We start from the raw sequence: 929 nt of genomic DNA, 5'->3' as shown, positions 1-929 counted from the left end.
TAGTCACCCAGTAGAGCGTCTATCAGTTCGTTGGATAAAGGCTTTTGATTCTCGGTCATCATTGCTCCTAGCAAAGTAGCAGTTTCCTGCAAAATGACCGTTTACACAAAATTTCTTACACCCTCCTAGCCCTCTCTGATCCGCGAGTATCGCCGATCTATGCGAATTTTGGTAGTCGTTTTGCTCCTACTTTAATTCAGGAAGGGACACGGACTATTTTTCTGAGTACAAGTGTTCGTTTGTACAGAAAGCTAGAAGAAGCGGGAAATAAGCCCACCATCGACATGTACGAAGGAATGACGCATGTCTTTCAATTCTTGCCCATACCAGAAGCCATGGTAGCTATTCATAAATCTGCCAGTTTCATTCGTACCCATCTCCATTAATGCGTGTCGCATTTTCTGAGTAATTATTGAAAATCTCTGTAAAGCGAAATTGTCTAAAGCTTTGCAGAGTAAAGTCCAATGATGAGCGTGCTCACATCGATTTTTTTTTGCATGCACGAAGCTGATGCATCTTATTGAAGTGGCTTTTTTCAAGATTTAATTCGATCCTAATCAGTCATTTCTTTTTCTCATTGTTTAAGCGATGAGAAAGTCAAAAAAAGAGCCGCACTTTGAAGTTGTAAATTCAATTATCTATCCTGATGCGCTACGAAAAAATCTGATCGCCATCCGAGAAGTTGCGGTTGTCTTATCATGTTTTTCTATCGTTCGGAATCAGGATGAGACTCAAATTTAATGAGTTAAAAATGTAGTCGAAGTTAGGAAATATAATTTTACATTTTAAGTTTATTGCCTTGCGCGAGTTCAATTTTGAAGTGCAAGCGTATTTTTGAAGAATACCTGATTGGGTGTAAGGTATCCTAACCTTTTTCTTGGTCGATTATTCAGTCTATTCATGGCGTGATCAATCTCCTGTTGTGTAAT

General features: G+C 38.9%; 1 protein-coding gene and 1 pseudogene. One reads left to right on the top strand and one right to left on the bottom strand.

Annotated elements, in window-relative coordinates; all coding sequences use genetic code 11:
• Window positions 1–86: 86 nt before the first annotated feature.
• Window positions 87–386: an alpha/beta hydrolase gene (locus ACO0K1_RS20215; RefSeq protein ID WP_423029002.1), complete on the top strand. Its 300-nt coding sequence runs from the start codon at window positions 87–89 to the stop codon at window positions 384–386.
• Between the two features lie 423 nt (window positions 387–809).
• On the opposite strand, the pseudogene ACO0K1_RS20210 reads toward ACO0K1_RS20215, so the two are convergent.
• Window positions 810–929, bottom strand: a pseudogene (locus ACO0K1_RS20210) (IS30 family transposase); the annotation flags it as partial.

This window comes from Undibacterium sp. SXout20W, assembly GCF_049340285.1.
In the GTDB taxonomy this organism is placed as follows: domain Bacteria; phylum Pseudomonadota; class Gammaproteobacteria; order Burkholderiales; family Burkholderiaceae_D; genus Undibacterium.
The sequence above is the reverse complement of the archived record's forward strand: the minus strand, read 5'-3'. Positions and strand labels throughout refer to the sequence as shown.